The sequence below is a fragment of the Pseudomonas sp. Pseusp3 genome, assembly GCF_047304225.1.
Classification (GTDB): Bacteria; Pseudomonadota; Gammaproteobacteria; order Pseudomonadales; family Pseudomonadaceae; genus Aquipseudomonas; species Aquipseudomonas fluorescens_CD.
The window spans coordinates 1-17,205 of sequence record NZ_JBGLYV010000114.1 but is presented as its reverse complement, the minus strand read 5'-3'; the positions used below and the strand labels follow the sequence as shown (position 1 = coordinate 17,205).

General features: G+C 60.4%; 12 protein-coding genes and 1 pseudogene. 7 read left to right on the top strand and 6 right to left on the bottom strand.

Annotated features, from left to right (window positions below; translation table 11 throughout):
* The first annotated feature begins 4 nt into the window (after positions 1-4).
* Positions 5-1,231, top strand: a complete 1,227-nt coding sequence (locus ACCD00_RS26340; protein ID WP_413428224.1) for an RtcB family protein — start codon at positions 5-7, stop codon at positions 1,229-1,231.
* 876 nt (positions 1,232-2,107) lie between these two features.
* Positions 2,108-3,013, top strand: a complete 906-nt coding sequence (locus ACCD00_RS26335; RefSeq protein WP_413428223.1) for a hypothetical protein — start codon at positions 2,108-2,110, stop codon at positions 3,011-3,013.
* Here ACCD00_RS26335 and ACCD00_RS26330 read toward each other — a convergent pair.
* Both ACCD00_RS26330 and ACCD00_RS26325 read right to left on the bottom strand, forming a co-directional pair.
* Entirely contained in the window at positions 2,989-3,117 is a 129-nt protein-coding gene (locus tag ACCD00_RS26330; protein WP_413428222.1) for a helix-turn-helix domain-containing protein, read from the bottom strand. The two genes, ACCD00_RS26335 and ACCD00_RS26330, sit on opposite strands and share 25 nt — an antisense overlap.
* A complete protein-coding gene (locus ACCD00_RS26325) occupies positions 3,098-3,511 on the bottom strand; it encodes a hypothetical protein (protein ID WP_413428221.1) in 414 nt (137 codons plus the stop codon). The genes ACCD00_RS26330 and ACCD00_RS26325 overlap by 20 nt, the downstream gene beginning before the upstream one ends.
* A gap of 254 nt (positions 3,512-3,765) precedes the next feature.
* Between ACCD00_RS26325 and ACCD00_RS26320 the strand changes: the two genes are divergently transcribed.
* From ACCD00_RS26320 to ACCD00_RS26310, 3 genes are read left to right on the top strand one after another with little or no spacing between them, the layout of a single operon-like run.
* Positions 3,766-4,860, top strand: coding sequence for an alpha/beta hydrolase (locus ACCD00_RS26320; protein WP_413428220.1), 1,095 nt, complete (start codon positions 3,766-3,768; stop codon positions 4,858-4,860).
* A gap of 60 nt (positions 4,861-4,920) precedes the next feature.
* Complete coding sequence (locus tag ACCD00_RS26315; protein ID WP_413428219.1) at positions 4,921-5,976, top strand: alpha/beta hydrolase; 1,056 nt, start codon at positions 4,921-4,923, stop codon at positions 5,974-5,976.
* A 19-nt stretch (positions 5,977-5,995) separates the two neighbouring features.
* Positions 5,996-7,168: a cupin domain-containing carboxymuconolactone decarboxylase family protein gene (locus ACCD00_RS26310; RefSeq protein WP_413428218.1), complete on the top strand. Its 1,173-nt coding sequence runs from the start codon at positions 5,996-5,998 to the stop codon at positions 7,166-7,168.
* Here the strand turns inward: ACCD00_RS26310 and ACCD00_RS26305 are convergent.
* From ACCD00_RS26305 to ACCD00_RS26295, 3 genes are all read right to left on the bottom strand, one after another.
* Positions 7,156-8,049, bottom strand: coding sequence for a LysR family transcriptional regulator (locus ACCD00_RS26305; RefSeq protein WP_413428217.1), 894 nt, complete (start codon positions 8,047-8,049; stop codon positions 7,156-7,158). The two genes, ACCD00_RS26310 and ACCD00_RS26305, sit on opposite strands and share 13 nt — an antisense overlap.
* Positions 8,050-8,194: 145 nt before the next feature.
* The gene (locus ACCD00_RS26300) at positions 8,195-9,328 is read right to left on the bottom strand and encodes a response regulator (protein WP_413428216.1); all 1,134 of its coding nucleotides are present in this window, start codon (positions 9,326-9,328) and stop codon (positions 8,195-8,197) included.
* Between the two features lie 106 nt (positions 9,329-9,434).
* Complete coding sequence (locus ACCD00_RS26295) at positions 9,435-14,303, bottom strand: HAMP domain-containing protein (protein WP_413428215.1); 4,869 nt, start codon at positions 14,301-14,303, stop codon at positions 9,435-9,437.
* Between the two features lie 221 nt (positions 14,304-14,524).
* On the opposite strand from ACCD00_RS26295, the gene ACCD00_RS26290 reads away from it, so the two are divergent.
* On the top strand, positions 14,525-15,166 hold the full coding sequence (locus tag ACCD00_RS26290) for a response regulator (protein ID WP_413428214.1): 642 nt from the start codon (positions 14,525-14,527) through the stop codon (positions 15,164-15,166).
* Positions 15,167-15,375: 209 nt separating this feature from the next.
* Complete coding sequence (locus ACCD00_RS26285) at positions 15,376-15,675, top strand: hypothetical protein (protein ID WP_413428213.1); 300 nt, start codon at positions 15,376-15,378, stop codon at positions 15,673-15,675.
* Between the two features lie 450 nt (positions 15,676-16,125).
* Here the strand turns inward: ACCD00_RS26285 and ACCD00_RS26280 are convergent.
* A pseudogene (locus ACCD00_RS26280) lies at positions 16,126-17,205 on the bottom strand (SAM-dependent methyltransferase); the annotation flags it as partial.

Genomic DNA, 17,205 nt, shown 5'->3' with positions numbered 1-17,205 from the left:
CCCCATGCCAACCCCCACCTACGAACTCCTGGAAGTCCCCGGCGGCAAGCCGATCAAGCTCTGGACCCACGGCGTGCCTGTCGAACCCGAGGCCAGGGCCCAACTGATCGCCACCGCGAAGATGCCCTTCATCTTCAAGCACCTGGCCGTGATGCCCGACGTGCACCTTGGCAAGGGCTCGACCATCGGCAGCGTGGTCCCGACCGTCGGCGCCATCATCCCGGCCGCTGTGGGAGTGGACATCGGTTGCGGCATGATCGCCGCGTGCACCTCACTGACCGCCGCCGACCTGCCGGATAACCTGGGCCGCCTGCGCAGCGCCATCGAGAAAGCCGTACCCCACGGACGCAGCTTCGGCCGAAACAAGCGCGACACGGGAGCCTGGGACAACGTACCCGGCTCGGCGGAGCATGCCTGGAGAGCGCTGGCCGGGCGCTTCAAGGCGATCACCGACAAGTACCCGCGCCTGGAAAAGACCAACAATCGCCAGCATCTGGGCACCCTGGGTACCGGCAACCATTTCATCGAAGTCTGCCTGGATGAAGCCAACCGTGTCTGGTTCATGTTGCACAGCGGTTCACGCGGGGTCGGCAACGCCATCGGCTGCCTGTTCATCGAACTGGCCCAGGCCGACATGCGCCAGCACATCGCCAACCTGCCCCACCGCGACCTGGCCTATTTAGAGGAAGGCAGCCGGCACTTCGCCGATTATGTGGAAGCCGTAGGCTGGGCCCAGGATTTCGCCCGGCAGAACCGCGCCTTGATGATGCACGCGGTCATCGGCGCGGCGCGCCAGGTCATTGCCAAGCCCTTTGATGCAGAACTGGAGGCAGTGAACTGCCACCACAATTACGTGCAAAAGGAGTGGCACTTCGGCAGGGAGGTATTGGTCACCCGCAAGGGCGCGGTGTCGGCGCAAAAGGGTGAACTGGGGATCATCCCGGGCTCCATGGGCGCCAAGAGCTTCATCGTCCGCGGGCTGGGCAACGAGGAGTCGTTCTGCTCCTGCAGCCACGGCGCGGGCCGCGTCATGAGCCGGACCCAGGCGAAAAAGCTGTTCACCGTCGCCGACCAGATCCGTGCCACCGTGCATGTCGAGTGTCGCAAGGACGCTGACGTGATCGACGAAATCCCGATGGCCTACAAGGACATCGACCGCGTCATGGAAGCCCAGCGCGAGATGGTGGAAGTCGTGCACACCCTGCGCCAGGTGGTGTGTGTAAAAGGATAGTTGAGCGCTGTCTCAGGCGTCCTTCGCAGCAGACAACCGTTACACCTTCCGCACAGGCCCCGGGTACTGCGCGACCATTGCATCAGCCGTCAGCAGCGTTATCCCCTCAACCATCGCCTGCGCCACCAGGATGCGGTCAAACGGGTCCTGGTGTATGGGCGGCAGACCATCAATGGCGACAGCATGCTCGCTGGCGATCGGCAATTCGCTATAGCCGTTATCCAGCAGACCCCGACGTAGAACACGTGGAGGGTTGGCCGGGATTCGCGCTAAATTCGCCAAAGTTAAGTTAACTTTTTGATTAACAGCTGAAATTTAGTTTTCGAACCGACTCACCTGTTCTCCTACGTCAACGCCTTAGTCTACGATTATCACAGTTGGTACTAGAGGCCTGATGGAGTCATTCGGTAACTGATTGCGTCAATGTATTTGTCCGGGAAAGCATGCAATCACGCCTTCTCGGGCAATGACCATTGGATCTCCCTGTCAAAATGATGTCCATTTTGGGTCCAGGCTGTGTGAAAACGTTTTAGAGCAAGTTTTACAGTCAGAATAGAAACGAAAATCGCATTCCTACGTAAATTTCAGGGCGGGCTGACTAACCAAACGCGGGCAGATTTTACATAGCAACGCAGACTACAAAACGGCGCATGGGTTTTCACCCAGCCTGGGTCTGAAGCAGTCCTTAGGCGAACGCCCGCTTTTGGCCGTTTTCTGCCTGCCAAGAACTGCCATAAGCGCCCCATTCATGGCTTGAAGGTCGCCTGTTGCTCACGTCCCCAGGGCCTGATCCGCGCTTTTTCGCCCCACCTGCCACTTTCGCCACAATCGGCGTGGATCTAAAGTCAGGGGCGCACCTTCAGGGGACTTCCAGTCATGTACAGCTCGCTTGCCATACCGAGCACCGCTCGCCAATTGCATGACCGGATCTATGCTGGCGAGATCATTCGCTTCACTGACCTGCAGCCCATGATGGCGCTGGTGGAATATACGCGTGCGTTCCTCGAAGACGCGCTGCATCCCTGGTCGCCGCAACAGATCCATCGCCATTTGAGCCACCCTGAGCAGACTGAGCGCTTTGCGAAAATTCAGCACGACTTCGCAGGCTCGGCTGAGGTCCAGCAGCGCTGGCAGGACGTCGTGCAAAGCCTTGGCATCGCCCCCGATACCCTGGCGTGCGATCGCCTGCATTTGCGTTTTCAGCCGCATTGCGAGTCAGGGCAGTCGACGCCGCGTGCCCGCACGACGGCCACCATCGCGTTTCACCGCGATACCTGGGGTTCGAATATCTATGCACAAACCAACTGGTGGGCGCCCATCTATCCCATCGCGGCAGGGCGTACCGTCGCCTTGTATCCAGGCCTCTGGCAGCGACCGCTGGGTAATTCGAGCGCAGATTTCGATATGCGCGCCATTTTGCAGCGATCCCATCGAGACGGCCGCAATGCCGTGGATGCCGACGAAGCCATTCCGCATCTGCTGGAAGCGATCGACCTGCAGGAGGGGATTGCCGTCGATATCGCTCCGGGGAGCCTGATCGCCTTTTCCGGGGCTCATGCCCATGCCGGCGTCGGCAATAGCAGCGGGCTGACACGCATCTCTTTCGAGACCCGATCAATACTGATCGCCGACCTGTTGGCCGGATTGGGGGCGCCCAATGTCGATGGTCACGCGCCGTGGAAGACTATTGGACTGTTTCGCCGAATGAACGATGCGCAACGCCTGAACGAGATCCTTGGCTGCGGTTTTATCGAGCCCTATCTGCGGCCAGCAGAGCCCTGACGCTGGCGCCGGTAGTCGCTTGGGGAAAGACCGGTGTGCTTGCGAAATACATGGGCGAAGTGACTGGGGTTGGAGTGGCCGACTTCATTGGCGACAGTGACCACACCCAGTTGTGTTTCGCACAATAAGCGCCGCAACGCCTTGAACGAAACGGCAGCTGGCCATGGGCCGTTCGGCTTCTTCGCGCAGGCATTGCAGCAAAGCGACCAGCTGCGGATCCTCGAAGCCGGACACATCCCGAAGCGTGGCGTGTGCGGCGTTTGCCCCGAAGACGTCCTGCAGTGCCTCGTCGAATAGCGACAGGCCCAGCAGCACCATGACCACTTCGAAAGGTTCGGGGCTTAACCGTCTCCAGCGAAAGTCATAGGGCGCACCGGCGGCGGTGAGGAAAAGCGAGCCCTGCTTTACCAGGCTCGAGACCCATGGCCCGTCATCAGCAGGATTGCAGGGTGCAGTCTGGTTGGTGAACGCTACAGGTGGGCGCTTACGGCCTGACACGGCCGGTCCGGCGATCCGGCAAGTCCGCTCCCACAGAACTGCGGTGCTATTCCAACGACAGCTTCTGGCCGATTGCAGTCTGTCGCCGAGGGCTGCATCCAGCCCGGGTTCACCACTTCCACAAGCGGTGAGCTTTTCGTTCTACCCATCGAACTTATGTGAATCTGGTATCAGTGCTATGTGATTGGCGCGCTTTATCGATTAATCGTCGAAAGGTAATTTGCTTCTCGGCGATATCAAACCGAGAGCAAGTCATGATCCAGAGCTTCATCCGCCAATGCGTGCCCGCCGCGGCAAAGGCCGGCAGTCTTTGTTTCGCACTGGGCGCCGGGGCGTGTGTCGGCGCTGACGATCACGCCCCGCTGATCATCAAGGATCAGGGCAGCCTCACTGCCGGCGGTGGATCGATCACTCAGCCGGGAACCTTCGACACCTACAAACCGTTGATGCCCGATGGCCAGACCTATCACGGCGATCATGTGTATGCGTTCTATCAGGTTCCCGTCGGCGCTCGTCCGCTGCCGATTCTCATGCTGCATGGCGCGGGGCAGTCCGCGAAGTCCTGGGAGACAACGGCCGACGGCCGTGAAGGGTTCCAGAACATTTTCCTGCGGCGGGGATTCTCCACGTACCTGATCGACCAGCCGCGCCGTGGCGATGCGGGACGCAGCCTGGTTGAAACGACGATCAAACCGGTGCCGGACGAGCAACTGTGGTTCAACCAGTTTCGCATCGGCCTGTGGCCCGAGATTTTCGAAGGCAGCCAGTTTCCACGTGGGCAGACGGCGCTGGAGCAGTTCTTTCGGGCGATGACGCCCAATACCGGACCCTACGACATTGACGTCGTATCCAATGGCGTGTGCGCTCTGTTGGAAAAGACCGGTCCGGCCATCTTGTTTACGCATTCCCAGGGTGGCGGCCCCGGTTGGCTGGCGGCGATCAAAAGCTCGAACGTGCGGGCCATCGTGGCGTTCGAACCGGGCAGCGGTTTCGTGTTTCCAGAGGGGGAGGTGCCCGCACCGATTGCCAGCGCGTTCGACACGCTCTCTGGCCTGGCCGTATCGGCGGATCAGTTCAAAGCACTGACCCGAATCCCCATCGTTATCTTCTACGGCGACAACATCCCCGACCAACCCGTTCGGCTACCGGCCCAGGACAGTTGGCGCGCACGGCTCGAGATGGCGCGCCTGTGGCGCGATACGGTGAATCGCCATGGCGGTGACGTCAGGCTCGTTCACCTGCCGGAGATCGGTATCAAGGGCAATAGCCACTTTCCTTTTTCGGACATTAACAACGTCGAGATCGCGGATCTGGTTTCGCGGTTTCTCGCTGAAAAACATCTGGATTGACCAGGAGCGCGGCGATATCGGCCGCCCCTCACACACATTTGAAATATCAGGAGTATTCCCATGATGCGAACCACGCTCAAGGCCACGTTGATGGCCGCCATGATCGGGATGTCCGGTGCCGAAGCCGAAGCCGGCGACTACAGGAAGAATCCATTCACGTTGACCTACGGTGGCGCGCTGACGAAGAACGAACCGGGCAAGGTCAACATCCATCCGGTCACCTACAAGCTCGATGGCCTGGACATTGCCGCCAACGTTTACACCCCGGCGAACTATGATGCGGCGAGAAAATACCCGGTCGTCGTCGTGGCGCACCCCAATGGTGGGGTGAAGGAGCAGGTTGCGGGCCTGTATGCCCAGCGTCTGGCGGATCAGGGTTACATCACGATCACGGCGGATGCGGCGTATCAGGGGGCCAGTGGTGGTGAGCCGCGCAATGTCGACAAACCGGCGCATCGCATCGATGACATCCATGGCATGGCGGACTTCATTGCCGGCTATCCCGGCGTCGACAGCAAGCGTCTGGGCTTGCTGGGTATCTGCGGCGGTGGCGGTTATTCATTGGCGGCGGCGCGGACCGACAAGCGCTTCCAGGCGATTGCGACCTTGAGCATGTTCAACTCCGGGCTGGTTCGCCGAAATGGCTACCAGGATTCGCAGCTGTCGACGATCCAGGATCGCTTGCAGCAGGCGTCGGCGGCCCGCGCCCAGGAAGCGGCGGGTGGGGAGGTGCTCTACGTCGGTGATGCCAGGCTGACTGATGAGCAGATTGCCAGGCTGCCGTTCGATCTGTACAGACAGGGCTTCGAGTACTACGGCAAGACCCACGCTCACCCCAACTCGACCTTCCGTTACACCCAGAGCAGCCTGATGGACCTGATGAGCTTCGATGCCACGGATCAGATCGAGCTGATCGACAAGCCGTTGCTGATGATTGCAGGCAGCAAGGCCGACAGCCTGTACATGTCGCAACAAGCCTTTGCCAAGGCTACCGGTACCCAGGACAAAAAACTGTTCACCATCGATGGCGCGACCCATATCGACACCTACTGGGTGCCTGCGTATGTGGACGTCGCAATGGGCCAGTTGACCGCGTTTTACGCCAGAACGCTCTGACTTGAAGGGATACGTCCTCATGAAGAACACCTTGATAGGCATCGCGGTGTGCGCCGCGGCGCCTTTTGCCGACGCCGTCGGTGCAGACAATGCCAGTGAGTCCCGGGCTGTGCAGCAGATTAGCCGGGCGGGCAGTCAGGCTTCGGTTGCGGGCCCCGCGGACTATTTCACCGGGCGGGTACGCGTCGATCCCTTGTTTCCCGCCACGGACGAGATCAATGCTTCCGGTGCTTATGTCAGCTTCGAAGCGGGCGCGCGCTCGGCCTGGCATACCCATCCCGCAGGACAGCGATTGGTGGTGACTTCCGGCGTGGGGCGGGTCCAGGAATGGGGCAAGCCGGTGCAGGAAATCCGCCCGGGCGACGTGATCGTCTGCCCGCCGGGCGTCAAGCACTGGCATGGCGCCGCTGCGACGAGCGCCATGACGCACCTGGCCGTGACGGGCTCGGTGGATGGCAAGAGTGTGCAATGGCTGGAGAAAGTGACCGACGAGCAATACAACGCCCAAGGTTCGCAGGCACCGCAAGCCCAGACTGCGACCCAACCGGTATCCGGGACGCTGTCCGCCAGGCAACAGGCCATCCCGTTGATGGCCGCCGCCATGGCCACGAGCAACATGTCCGCGCTCAATACCGCATTGAATCAAGGGCTGGATGCCGGCCTCACGGTCAGCGAGGCGAAGGAAACTCTGGTGCAGCTCTACGCCTACAGCGGTTTTCCACGCAGCCTCAATGCACTCGGCGAGTTGATGAAGGTGGTCGAGGCACGCAAGCAACGCGGGGTTCAGGACGATCCGGGGCGCGAGCCCGGCCGGGTCATTCCCGTCGGCGATGAACTGCTCGCGGCGGGCAAAGCCAATCAGACGCGAATCGCCGGTGCGCCGGTGCAGGGCCCGTTGTTCGACTTCGTTCCCGTCATCAACCAGTACTTGCAGGCGCATCTGTTTGGCGACATCTTCGAGCGTGACAACCTGGACTGGCAAAGTCGTGAACTGGCCACCGTCGCGGCTTTAGCCGTCACTCCCGGTGTCGAGTCGCAACTGCGCTCGCACATGGCTGCCAGCCTGCGGGTCGGCCTGACGGCTGCGCAGTTAGGTCAGCTGGTTCAACTGCTGGCTGACCAGGGTGATGCCGCCGCGGCCAAGCGCGCCGGTGAAGCGCTGGATAGCGTCCAGCCTAATCAACCCAGATAGCGCAGGGCTTCGCGCAGCAAGGTGAAGGCCGGTGAACTCTGGCGCCGGCTCGGATAATAGAGGTGGTAGCCAGCAAAGGGTTCGCACCAGTCCTGGAGCACGTGAACCAACCGACCTTGCGCTACATGCTCCAGCACCAGGTCCTCCGGCATATAGGCCAGTCCCAGTCCCTGGAGGGCCGCCTCCAGGCGCATGGCGATGTTGTTGAACACCAGTTGGCCTTCGACCCGTACCTTCAGTTCTTGCCCGTCTTTTTCGAACTCCCAGAGGAACAGGCCGCCGTAAGTCGGCATACGCAGGGTGATGCAGTTGTGCACCATGAGGTCACTGGGGATGACTGGTTTGGGATAACGGGTGAAGTAAGCCGGAGAGCCAACCACTGCCATCCGCATGTCAGGGCCGATGCGCATCGCGATCATGTCCTTGGCGACTTGCTCGCCCAGGCGCACACCGGCATCGAAGCCCTCCGCGACGATGTCGGTCAAGCCGTAGTCGACGATGATTTCGATATTGAGATCGGGATTATCGGGCAGCAGCTTTGCCAGCACCGGATGCAACAGCGTAATCGCCGAGTGCTCACCGGCCGTGATGCGCAATTTGCCGGCCGGCTTGTCGCGGAACTCGCTGAGCAACGCCAGCTCACTGTCGATTTCTTCGAACCGGGGGGCGATCACCCGCAGCAAATGCTCGCCGGCTTCGGTGGGGGAGACGCTTCGGGTGGTGCGAGCCAGCAACCTGACCCCCAGTCGCTCCTCCAGCTGACGCATCGCCCGGCTCAAGGCCGGTTGAGACATGCCGAGCCTGGCGGCGGCGCGGGTGAAACTGCGCTCCTGGGCCACGGCCGAGAAGATCGCGAGTTGGTCATAGCTTTCGACGGTCATTCATGCGCCCCTGTTATAAACAGTTTGCGATTATGCCATCTGTGCGATTGATCGTCCGGTCTCTTGGGGAGCGACGATTAAAATACACCGCCCCTGGTTGGCCGGTCTGAAAGGCCCGGGCCATAGTGTTTCAATGCCATCCGGGTCAGTCGAGTGGCAGCGATATCGTCAGCCTCGTTCCTTTGTGCGGTGCGCTGTCGATGGTGAATTCCCCGCCCAGCATGCTGATGCGTTCCTTCATCCCCACCAGTCCGAACGAGTTCAATTTTCTGCGATCGGTCATGCCTACGCCATTGTCTTTGATCTGCAGGTAGAGTCGGCGACCGTCCCTGTAGAGTTCGATATGCACCTGTGTCGCTTGCGCGTGCCGGGCAATGTTCGACAGCGATTCCTGCACGATGCGGAACAGTGTCGTGGCGGATTTTTCATTCAGCTCGCAACGCAAATCCTGGTCTTTCACCGACATCGTGCACTCGACCGCGCTGCGCTGGCGGAACTCTTCAAGTTGCCACTCGATCGCTGCCTGCAATCCCAGATCGAGTACGGGTGGCCGAAGTTCATTGATGATACTGCGGACACTGCGGATGGCTGTATCGAGGTGATTCAGCGCATCGCTGGCCTTTTCGTTGAGCTTGGGGTGCATGGTACTGGTGCGCGCCTGCAACATGGAGACATCGATTCGCAACGCCAGCAGACTCTGTCCCAGCTCGTCATGGATGTCGCGTGCGATGCGCTTTCGCTCTTCTTCCTTGATGTGCTCCTGATAGGAGGCCAGCTCACGCAGTTGCAGCTTCGATTGCAGCAATTCTTCGGCCTGCATCGTCAGTTTGCGCTGCAGGTAGAACAGGTCGACAAACACCCGGATCTTGGCGCGAAGAACTTCGGCCACAATCGGCGAGAAGATGTAATCCACTGCGCCGGACGTATAACCGCGGAAACGCTCGGTATCCGTATCGGCCTCGGCTGTGACGAAGATGATGGGCGTGTGGGCCGACTTCGGGCGGCCGTGAATCAGTGCCGCGGTTTCAAAACCGTCCATCACGGGCATTTTCACGTCGAGCAGGATGACTGCGAAGTCGCGCTGCAATAGCAGGCGCAGTGCCTCGCGCCCGGAAGTCGCCGTGGCAATATCCAGGCCCATGTCGGCAATCACCGCAGCCAGCGCCGTAAGCTTGGCGGGATTGTCATCCACCAGCAACACCGATGCTGGCACGCCATCAGGCGGGAGCGGTTGCCGCACCTGGGTTATCTCTTTGAGTACCGGGGGTTCCTGCTGCATATTTATGCCACTTCAGTTTGCGCCAGCGTCTCTAGCCTTGACGGCAGCACCGGTAAGCTTGCGCACAATGCCACTTTTGCTGTCGCGCAATGGGCGTGGTCCAGCGTCATCGATAGAGCCATTTGCGCATCAGTGACAGCAGCTGGTCGGTATCCACCGGCTTGCTGACATAGTCCGATGCTCCTGCCTCGAGGCACTTTTCACGATCACCCATCATCGCCTTGGCCGTCAGCGCAATCATGGGCAGGGTCTCAAATCTTTTGAATGTACGGATCTGGCGCATGGTTTCAAAGCCATCCATCCCGGGCATCATGATGTCCATCAGGATGATGTCGGTATCGGGCTGCTGCTGCAGCAGTTCTATGGCGGTCCGGCCGTTTTCGGCCGTGGCCACCAGCATTTTGTTGCACTCGAGCACGCTGGTCAGGGCAAAGATATTGCGCACGTCATCGTCGACCACCAGGGCTTTTTTGCCCTCCAGACTGTCCGAGCCCTCATAGAGTTTTTCCAGCATCCTGCGCTGGGTCTGCGGCAGCCTGGCTACGACGCGGTGTAGAAACAGCGCGGTTTCGTCGAGTATGCGCTCGGGGGATTGAACTGCCTTGATGACGCCCTTGCCGAGCAGTGTCCTGAAACGCTCGTGTTCCGGCTTGGTCAGTGTCTCTGCACCATAGACCACGATTGGCAATTCACGCATTGCGTGGTCTTCCTGCAACGCTTCGAGAAAGCTGATACCGGATGCGTCGGGCAGTTTGAGGTTGATTGCCATGCAGTCGTAGCGTTTCTTTGCCAGTTTCTTCAAGGCTCCAGCGCCGCTGTCGGTCGTTGCGACCTTCACGTCGGTATTGCCGAGCAGATCGAGGATGCGGGCGCGGTTGCCTTCGTCGCCGTCGACGAGCAGCAGACTCCTGGTCTTGCGCCGTGCGAATGCCACGATGCCGACCAGCGCATTTTGAATTTCGTCGGCTGTGACCGGTTTGAGCAAAAAGTCGAAAGCGCCATAGCGCAGCCCGCGTGTGCGGTCGTCAGCGGTCGAAATGATCTGGACCGGAATGTGACGCGTGGCGAAATCTCGCTTCAACTGCTCGAGTAGCAACCAGCCATCGATGTCCGTCAGGCCCGGATCCAGGGTGATCGCGGCGGGCTTGAAGCGCTCGACAAGCTCCAGCGCATCCGTGCCACGGGTCGTGACGATAGCCTTGAATCCCTTCTGGCGCGCGGCCTCGAGCAGAATACTGGCGAATCGGGCGTCGCCCTCGAGCATCAGCAGCACCTGGTCCCCGGGTTGGACAGACTCGCGGTCGTCCAGTATCTGTGCAGACGGGCCTGGCATCAGGTCGCGCCTGACCTGGTCAGGTACTGTCTCTACCTCTGTCGCTGATTCGTCTGGCGACTGACGCTGGGCATCCCGTGTGCGCAAGGGCACGTACAGCGCGAAAATGCTGCCCTTGCCGATCTCACCGGCAATCAGCCGCAGCTCACCGCCCAGCCGGTGTGCGAGCTCGCGGCTGATCGACAGACCGAGGCCGGTGCCGCCGTATTTTCGTGAGGTTCCGGTGTCTGCTTGCTGGAACGCTTCGAAGATGAGTTTCTGCTTGCCGGCAGAGACTCCAATGCCGGTGTCGGTGACCACGAAGGCGACCACCGCTTCGGCGTGATTCAGTTCGCTGTGATCCACGCTCCACCCGGACACAGCGGGTGCGATGCTGATCTTGACGCTGCCTTGCTCAGTGAACTTGAAGGCGTTGGACAGCAGGTTCTTGACCACCTGCAGCAGGCGCTTTTCGTCGGTCCAGATGACGGGGGGCAGGGTAGGCGCCAGTTCAATCGTGAAGGTGAGGCCCCGGCTTTCGGCGACCGGCCGGAAGGTGCGCTCGATCTGGTCGTGCAGATCGGCGAACAGCGCTTCATTCAGATCCAGTGTGACCGTACCCGACTCGATCTTCGACAGATAGAGAATCTCGTCGATCAGCTCCAGCAGGTCTTTGCCGGCGCTACGGATGGTCCTGGCATATTCGACCTGCCTGGGGGTGAGATTGTGTTCGGCGTTGTCGCTGAGCTGCTGGGCCAGGATCAGCAAGCTGTTCAATGGCGTCCTGAGCTCATGGGACATGCTGGAGAGGAATTCGGACTTGTACTTCGAAGTCAGCGTCAACTGCTCCGCCTTCTCCTCCAGCGACAGCTTGGTGATTTCGACTTCGCGGTTCTTGCGCTCGACTTCGGCTTTCTGCTCCGCCAGCATTCCAGCCTTGTCCTCCAGTTCCTCGTTGGTCTGGCGCAATTCTTCCTGTTGCCTTTGCAACTCCTGCGCCAGCGATTGCGACTGCTTGAGCAGTTCTTCGGTACGCATATTGGCTTCGATTGTGTTGAGCACGATGCCAATCGATTCAGCAAGCTGATCAAGGAAGGTTTGATGAATGACGCTGTAGCGCGTGAATGAAGCCATTTCGACGACGGCCTTGACCTTGTTCTCGAACAGGATCGGCAACACGATGATATTCAGCGGGGCGGCCGCACCCAGTCCCGATGAAATCGCGACGTAATTGCCGGGGACATCGGTCAAAAGGATGCGCCGCTTCTCGTAAGCGCATTGCCCGACCAGGCCCTCGCCGAGCCGCCACTCATCGTTGACATTGATGTTGCCCTTGTACGCATACGCCGACAGCAGTTTGAGTTTCGCAGGATCGGGCGGGCTCTCGTTCATCATGTAGAACACACCGTGCTGGGCGTTGATCAGCGGAGCCAGTTCCGACAGCACCATCTTGGAGACAGCCGCCAGATCGCGCTGGCCCTGCAGCAGGCGGGTAAATTTCGCGAGATTGGTCTTGAGCCAGTCCTGTTCCGCGTTCTGCCGCGTGGTTTCCCGCAGGTTGCGGATCATCTCGTTGACGTTGTCCTTCAATTCCGCCACTTCACCCTTTGCTTCCACCTCCACGTAACGGGTCAGATCGCCCTTGGTCACGGCCGTCGCCACGTCGGCAATTGCACGCACCTGATTGGTCAGGTTGGCCGCCAGGCCGTTCACGTTGTCGGTCAGGTCGCGCCAGGTGCCGGCAGCGCCCGGCACGTTGGCCTGGCCGCCCAGCTTGCCCTCGACGCCCACTTCACGCGCCACCGAGGTCACCTGGTCGGAGAACAGCGCCAGCGTATCGGTCATGCCGTTAATGGTGTCGGCCAGTTCGGCGATCTCGCCCTTGGCTTGCAGTGTCAGTTTCTTCTTCATGTCGCCGTTGGCTACCGCGGTCACCACTTTTGCGATGCCTCGCACCTGGCTGGTCAGGTTGGCCGCCATGAAGTTCACGTTTTCGGTCAAATCCTTCCAGGTGCCGGACACGCCTTGCACCTGTGCCTGCCCGCCGAGCTTTCCTTCGGTGCCGACTTCGCGTGCTACCCGCGTCACTTCGGCGGCAAAGCTGTTGAGCTGGTCCACCATTGTGTTGATGGTGTTCTTCAACTCCATGATTTCGCCTTTGGCTTCCACGGTAATCGTGCGCCCCAGGTCGCCCTTTGCCACCGCCGTCGTCACGTCGGCGATGTTGCGCACCTGATTGGTCAGGTTGGCCGCCATGCTGTTGACCGAGTCGGTCAAGTCTTTCCAGGTTCCGCCAACGCCCGCCACCTTGGCCTGTCCACCAAGCTTGCCGTCAGTCCCCACTTCGCGGGCCATGCGCGTCACTTCGTCGGCAAAGGTCGAGAGCTGGTCCACCATGGTGTTGATGGTTTCCTTGAGCTGGAGAATTTCACCTTTCGCTTCGGCTGTGATCTTGCGCGACAGGTCGCCGTTGGCCACCGCCGTCGTCACGTCGGCAATGTTGCGCACCTGGGTGGTCAGGTTGGCCGCCATGCCATTGACCGAATTGGTCAGGTCCTTCCAGGTACCGGATACGCCGGTCACTTCGGCTTGTCCGCCCAACTTGCCTTCGGTGCCGACTTCCAGCGCCACGCGGGTCACCTCTGCGGCGAAGCTGGAGAGCTGGTCGACCATCGTGTTGATGGTGTTTTTCAGTTCGAGAATCTCGCCCTTGGCTTCAACGGTAATTTTCTTGCCGAGGTCGCCACGCGCCACCGCCGTCGTCACCTGGGCGAGGTTGCGCACCTGGGTGGTCAGGTTGGCCGCCATGCCGTTGACCGATTCGGTCAGGTCGCGCCAGGTGCCTGATACGTCGCGCACTTCCGCCTGACCGCCCAACTTGCCTTCGGTACCGACTTCCAGCGCCACGCGGGTCACCTCCGCAGCGAAGCTCGAGAGCTGGCCGACCATGGTGTTGATGGTGTTTTTCAGCTCGAGAATCTCACCCTTGGCTTCGACGGTAATCGTCTTGCCCAGATCGCCTTTGGCCACCGCGGTCGTCACGTAAGCGATGTTGCGCATCTGGGTGGTCAGGTTGGCGGCCATGTCGTTGACGGAATCGGTCAGATCCCTCCAGGTGCCGGACACTCCTTTGACATTGGCCTGCCCACCGAGAATCCCTTCGGTGCCGACTTCGCGGGCTACGCGGGTCACTTCGGAAGCGAAGGAGCCCAGTCGCGTCACCATGGTGTTCACGATCCCGGCGGACTTGAGGAACTGGCCCCGCAGTTTCAGGCCGTTGAGTACCGGTGGTACCTGTTGGCTCAGATTACCCTCGGCCACCGAACCGACAACGCGAATGATCTCGTTCATCGGGCTGATGAGGTCGCTGGTAAGCGCATTGCTCGAGTTGACGATCTTTTGCCATGAGCCTTTCATCATCGGCAATTCGATGCGCTCATCGACCTTGCCCTGCTTGCCGATCAGTCGCGCCACGCGTTCGAATTCGGTGGTGGTGTCGGCTGCCATGTCGATGATTTCGTTGAGCGTGTCGGCGATCTTGCCCGGCATGCCGGTCCAGTCTTCCGGCATGCGCGTAGTGAAGTCACCTTTGCGCAACGCCTGCAGCGCTGCCAGCAACGTCTTCATGTCGAAAACTTCGATCGGTGTCGTTACTGTGGCCATGTCTGTGTCCAGTCAAAGTTGATGCCACGCAGTGTTTCCCATGGTGAAAACCGAGCGTCAGCTTAGGGAATACTAGCAAGGTTGGCGCAATGCCCCGGATCCAGGGGAAATTGTCATCTTGCAATGCAATCGCGGCCTGCTAACGTCAAGCTCTGCAGCCGATTCCGTGGCTTGCCGGTCACTGGCCGCAGGGTTAGTGCGGGTACGAATGGAAAATACAGATGCCTGAGCAAAAAATCAGAGTCTTGCTGGTGGATGATCACAGCATCGTGCGCAACGGCGTGCGACGCATGTTGGAGACTGCCGGCGAGATCGAAGTAACAGGTGAAGCAGAGACGGCACAGGACGCAATGCTGCTGATCCGGGAGCAGGATTTCGACGTGGCGCTGGTCGATATCCAGCTGCCCGACAAAACCGGTCTCCAACTCCTCAAACTCATGCGTGCGGAGAAGCCCAGGCTCGCCGTTCTGATGTTGAGCATGCATTCGGTCGAGGCCTATGCATTACGCGCCATGAAGCACGGCGCTGCGGGATACCTCACCAAGGATATTTCCGCAGCCACCCTGGTTGCGGCAGTTCGCAAGGTGGCCTCAGGCGGCAAGCACGTCAGTCCTGAGCTGGCGGAAAAACTGGTCAACGCTATCGGCAGAGGCGACGCGGCACCCCACGAAGCACTATCCGACCGGGAACTTGAAGTACTCAAGCTGCTCGCAGCAGGCGAGAGAATTGTCCGCATCGCCCAGATACTGCACTTGAGCCCGAGTACCGTCACGACGTACCGGGCACGCATCCTGGAAAAAACCGGGATGGACAGCAATGCCAAACTGGCCCGCTATGCACTGGAAAACGGCCTGTTGACCTAGAACGCCTTGCCATCCGACGCAGCCGATCCAGCCTGCCTGTAGTGGAACCACTACAAACGCTTGGCCGATATCTCCACAAGGATGTCCAGCTAACGTCGATAGTGGGATCCGTTCAACTCAAGCATATTGACCTCTCTGCAAAATTTGTAGGTTGAGCGCGGAATACGCGCTGCATTCATGTTGAATCAAAGTTCCAACTGGAGGACTACATGATGATTGGCTACTGGTTGTGCGCGTTGCTGTGGGGTGTGGTGGTGCTGGAGGAAATCCAGTGCATGCCCCGGCAAGAGTGGAAAGACGAGGGTCTGAAAAAGGTTCTGTTGCTGCGCCGGACGAGAACCCGGACCAACTACTTTATGGCGTTGATCGCTGGCGCCTTGTGCCTTTACAGCGAAATCCGGGTGGCGCCGGTCGATCAGAACATTTTCAATCCGGAGCTGATACTTGCCGTGTGTGGTCTGCTTTGGGGTGCTTATCTTTGCGTAGTCTCCTTGAAGGGGAAACGATAATTGCCTGGCTGCCTGACGACTGATGGTAATTGTTATTTCGCTATCGTCGGCCGGCAGGGAAATCCCCCCGGTCAGGCGCTCATCTGAGCATTTGAAGAGCCGCGGCCTCCCTGGTTGCGGCTTGTGCAGTGCGGGTTGTTTCCAGGGCTTGATGGCCCTGCCTGAGAGGCCGCTTCTGGCCGGTTTCTGCCGGCCACCACCGGCAGCTATGGAATGAAAGCCAGCTCTTACGACTCGACTGCGTCGACCAAGACCCATTGCTTGCGGCACGGAACCTCCCATCTTTGGCATGACGCACACGTCTACATTTTCAAATGTTTAGCTTCGAGGCAGGAAAGGCGTCGCCCTCGCTGATCGACACGGCGAGACGTGTGAACTGCGGCAAGCGGCGTTCCAGCAGGCCATTCGTCTCTCCAGGGTCTGTTGACGTTTCGCTCCGAACCGCCGCGATCAGGGAAACATGACCGCCGCCGCGAGATACAGCAGCAACGCCAGCAGCAACACCACGGTGAAACCCAGGTGGATCGCCAGCAGGGTCGCCAGCACGGCCGCCACCACCGATACGCTGGCGTTGACGCCCCAGGCGATCGGCACCAGTGCTTCGGCGCACGCGGAGACGCGCCCGAGTCCAAGCGGGAACGGCATGCCCATGGCGAACGCCAGCGGCGCTACCAGCGTGGCGCAGATGCCGAACCTGGCGAGGGTCTGCACCGGCGCCAGCAACTGGAACAACGGGGGCAGGGCGATCAGGTAGAGCAGGGCGATCGCGCAGATCGCCAGGACTGGCCGCGCGAGCGGATGACGGGGCCCCACACCCGTTCCAATGCCCCCCCGTCGCCGGCCGGAGTAATGGCTGCCGAGGCCAGCGAAGATCAGGAACGCGCTGAGCGTTACCGCCACCGAATACAACGGGTGGCTGAGGAACAGGGTGAACTTCTGGATGAAGGCGATTTCCACGAACATGAAGGCGAAGCCGATGGCTGCGAAGTAGGACACGACTCGAAGTTCGAACCTGGCCAAAGCCGCATCTCGAGAGCGCCGCTGGCGCCGCCGCGCCACCCATAGCGGCGCCAGGATCAGCAGCACGGCGGCCACGCCGGACTGCAGCAGCGTGGCGATCAGCACCGGATAGCCCCACTCCAGCATTGACAGGCCGCCCTGCGCCTTCAGCGCCAGCAGTTCCGGCAGCGAGCGCCACTTGAAGAAGTGGAAGAAATACGGCCGATCATCCGTGGTCGGACGCACGTCGAACTTGTAGCGCGCCAGGAACTCCGCGCGCTCGCCGGACAGCAAGGCCTGCGCCGCGTCGAAGAACCAGGGCCGGTCGAGCAGGTTGTAGCGGTTCGCCTCGGTCACGTTCATCCCGGGGTAGTAGGCCAGGTCGAAGGAGCGCGCCCGGCAAAACTCCCGCAGCACGGCGATGCCGGCGTCGTCGAAATCCCTGTTGCTGACCAGCAGCGTCGCGGTCTTCCAGCCGCGGATCATGACGATGCGACGCGCCGCGCTGGTCTGCCCGTCGCGCTCGATGGC